2 protein-coding genes are annotated in these 3,691 nt (G+C 77.1%); both read left to right on the top strand.

Annotated features, from left to right (window positions below; all coding sequences use genetic code 11):
• A partial coding sequence (locus GPJ59_RS34545) for an AMP-binding protein (protein WP_219671972.1) occupies window positions 1-2,343 on the top strand: 2,343 nt, incomplete at its 5' end.
• On the top strand, window positions 2,340-3,691 hold a 1,352-nt coding region (locus GPJ59_RS34540), incomplete at its 3' end, for an NAD-dependent epimerase/dehydratase family protein (RefSeq protein ID WP_308120652.1). The genes GPJ59_RS34545 and GPJ59_RS34540, both read left to right, overlap by 4 nt.

Here is a 3,691-nt window from a genome sequence, read left to right as displayed (position 1 = left end):
GGCCTGCCCGGCGCGACCGGCTCGCCCAGCTCGACCGGGGCGCCCAGCTCGACCGGGGCGCGGCCCGACGCGACCGGCCTGCTTGCCGACGACCTGCCCGGCGCGGGACTGGCGGACTGCCTGGAGGCCAACGCCCGCGCCTTCCCCGACAAGCCGGCGATCGTGCACCCCCACGGCCGGCAGCCGGACGGCCGTCCCCGCTACCGCACCGTCACCTACGGGCAGTTGCAGGACACCGTGGCGGACCTCGCCCGCGGATTCGCCCGGGCCGGCATCGTCAAGGGGACGAAGACCGTCCTGGCCGCCCCGCCCGGCCCCGACCTGTTCGCCGTCGCCTTCGCCCTCTTCCGGGTCGGAGCCGTACCCGTCGTGGTCGACCCGGGCATGGGCGTGCGCCGCATGCTCCACTGCTACCGGGCCGCCGGCGCCGAGGCGTTCGTCGGACCCCCACTCGCCCAGCTCGTGCGGGCCCTGGACCGCCGTACCTTCGCCGGTGTCCGGGTCCCGGTGACCCTCGGACCGCGCCGGCTCGGCCGCGGCCACACCCTGGCGTCGCTGCGGGCCGCGGGGAAGAGCGTGGCGTCCCGCCCACCGGGTCCGTCGCGACCGCCGGGCGTGCCGGGTCCGTCGGGGCCCGCGGGTGCGCCGGGTCCGTCGGGGCCGCGGGATGCTCCGGTTCCGTCAGGGCCGGGGGTCGCGCCCGGGCCGGCCGACGCCCCGGGGGCGGCCGACGCGCGTGCCTGCGCCCCGGTCGGCGGCGACGACCTGTTGATGATCGGGTTCACCACCGGAAGCACCGGCCCCGCCAAGGGAGTCGAGTACACCCACCGGATGGCGCTCTCCATCGCCCGGCAGATCGAGGCCGTCCACGGCCGCACCCGCGACGACGTCTCACTCGTCACCCTGCCGTTCTACGGGGTCCTCGACCTCGTCTACGGCTCCACGCTCGTGCTCGCCCCGCTCGCACCGGCCAAGGTCGCCCAGGCCGAACCCACGCTGCTGGTGGACGCGTTGACGCGGTTCCGGGTCACGACGATGTTCGCCTCGCCCGCCCTCCTGCGCAATCTCGCCGAGCACCTCACCGCGGCCGGCGACGGCACGGGCGGCACCGCGCTGCCGGACCTGGCGTGCGTGGTCTCCGGCGGGGCCCCGGTGCCCGACGCGGTCGTCGCCGCACTGCGCGGCGTCCTCGACGAGAAGGCGCGCATCCACGTGACGTACGGAGCCACCGAGGTGCTCCCGATCTCCTCGATCGAGGCGGCGGAGATCCTCGGCGAGGCCTCCGGCGGGTGCGCAGACGGCGCCGGCACCTGCGTCGGCCGCCCGGTCCCCGGCACCCTCGTGCGGATCCTCCCCGTCACCGACGGACCGCTCACCGGGACCGGCCCGGGGCCCGGCCTGCCGACGGGCCGGATCGGGGAGATCGCCGTGTCCGGCAGCTCCGTCAGCGCCCACTACCACCGCTCACCCGCCGCCGACGCCCGCCACAAGGCGTACGAGGACGGGCCGGGCGGCGAGGACCGGACCGGCGGCGGGTCCCGGACCGGCGACGAGTACCACCCCGGCGACGAGTCGCGGCCCGACGACGGGCTCCTGTCCGGTTACGCTTCTCGGTCCGGTGACGGTTCTCGGTCCGGTGACGGATCCCGGTCCGGCGGCGCGTCGCCCCGGCTGTGGCACCGCACCGGAGACCTCGGCCACCTCGACGAGGAAGGCCGCCTGTGGTTCTGCGGCCGCGCCTCCCAGCGGGTGCGCACCGAGCACCGGGACCTGCACACCGTCCGCTGCGAGGGCGTCTTCAACGCCCATCCGCAGGTCCGCCGCAGCGCCCTGGTGGGCATCGGCCCGGCCGGCGCCCAGCGCCCGGTCGTCTGCGTGGAGACGGCGGACGGCCCCCTCAGCTGGCCGGAACTCGTCCTCGACCTGCGCGAACTGGCGGCGGCCCACGTCCCGACCACCGGCCTGGAGGAGTTCCTGCGCCACCCGGGCTTCCCCGTCGACGTCCGGCACAACGCCAAGATCGGCCGCGAGGAGCTCGCCCGCTGGGCCGAGCGCCGACTGGCCCCGCCCGCACCGCTGTTGTCCCGGGGCGGCGCCGCCCGGCTCGTCCCGCTCGCCGGCTGGGTGTACCTCGTCGGCGGAGCCGTCTGGGCCGCCACCGCCGGAGTGCCCGACGTACCGGTCCTGCGCCGGCTGTGGTGGACGGACGCCGTGCTGAGCACGGTCGGCCACGCCGTGCAGATCCCGGCCGCGCTGCCGCGCGGCACGGCTGCCGGGCACAGCCGGGCCGGCACAGCCGCCCGCACCATGCTCTACGGCGCGACGTGGTGGCGGTCTCTGTGACCGTGACGTCGACGGCGACCGGGACCGTCCTGATCACCGGAGCCACCGGATTCCTCGGCGGCCACCTCGTCGACGGCTGCCTGCGCGAGGGCCACCGGGTCCGTGCCCTCGTCCGGCCGGGCAGCGACACCGCCCGGCTGCGCTCGCTGCCCGGCGTCGACCTGGTACCCGGCGACCTGGCCGACGCCGCCTCGCTGCGGCGCGCGGCCGAGGGCTGCGACACCGTCCTGCACAGCGCCGCCCGCGTCGTGGACCACGGCACCCGCGCGCAGTTCCAGCAGGCCAACGTGACCGGGACGCGGCTGCTTCTGTCCGCGGCCCGGGCGGCCGGAGCGGGCCGGTTCGTCTTCGTCAGCAGCCCGAGCGCGCTGATGCGCCTGCGGGAGGGGGACCGGCTCGGCGTGGACGAGAGCACCCCGTACCCGGAGCGCTTCTTCAACCACTACTGCGCGACGAAGGCGGCCGCGGAGCGGGAGGTGCTCGCGTCCGGCGGCGCCGGCTTCACCACGGTGGCGGTGCGGCCGCGCGGCATCTGGGGGCCGCGCGACCAGGCCGGATTCCTGCCGCGGCTCACGGCCGCGATGCGCGCCGGCCGGCTGCCGGACCTGTCCGGCGGCAAGCGCGTCCTGGTCTCCCTCTGCCACGTGGACAACGCCGTGCACGCCTGCCTACGGGCCGCCGCCGCACCGGCCGAACGCGTCAGCGGCAAGGCGTACTTCGTCGCCGACCGCGAGGTGACCGACCTGTGGGCGTTCCTGGCCCGGGTCGCGGACCTCGCCGGCTGCGCCCCGCCGGGCCCGCGCATCCCGCTGCCGGTGAGCCGCGCCCTGGCGGCGACGGCCGAGACCCTCTGGCGCCTGCGCCCCGGCCCGCCCGTGTCCACCCCGCCCCTGACCCGCTACATGCTGGCCCTCCTGACCCGCTCCACCACGTACGACACCACCGCAGCCCACCAGGACCTCGCCTACGACCCACCCCGCACCCAGCAATCGGGCCTACGCACCCTCTTCGCCCCCGCCCCCGAGACCACCAACGCGAGCCCCCACCCGACCGCCCCTGCGGGCACCTCCGCCGACGCCCCTGCGGGGACGCGCACCACCGACGCCGACGCCGACGCCGCCAGCGGCGCCGCGGGCTCTCGGCCGACCGCCCGTGCGGGGACACCTGCCGACGCGGTGACTGACGCGGGTACCTGTCCGACGGCCTCTGCGACTGCCTCCGCGGGGACGCGCGCCGAGGCCGACGCGGGCCCCCGGCCGACCGGCCCTGCGGGGGCGCGTGCCGACGCCACTGAGCCTGCTGCGGCCCCTCGACCGACTGCCTTTGCGGAGGCGCTGCCTCTTATACC

This window comes from Streptomyces bambusae, assembly GCF_019400985.1.
GTDB classification, from domain to species: Bacteria; Actinomycetota; Actinomycetes; order Streptomycetales; family Streptomycetaceae; genus Streptomyces; species Streptomyces bambusae_A.
The sequence above is the reverse complement of the archived record's forward strand: the minus strand, read 5'-3'. Positions and strand labels throughout refer to the sequence as shown.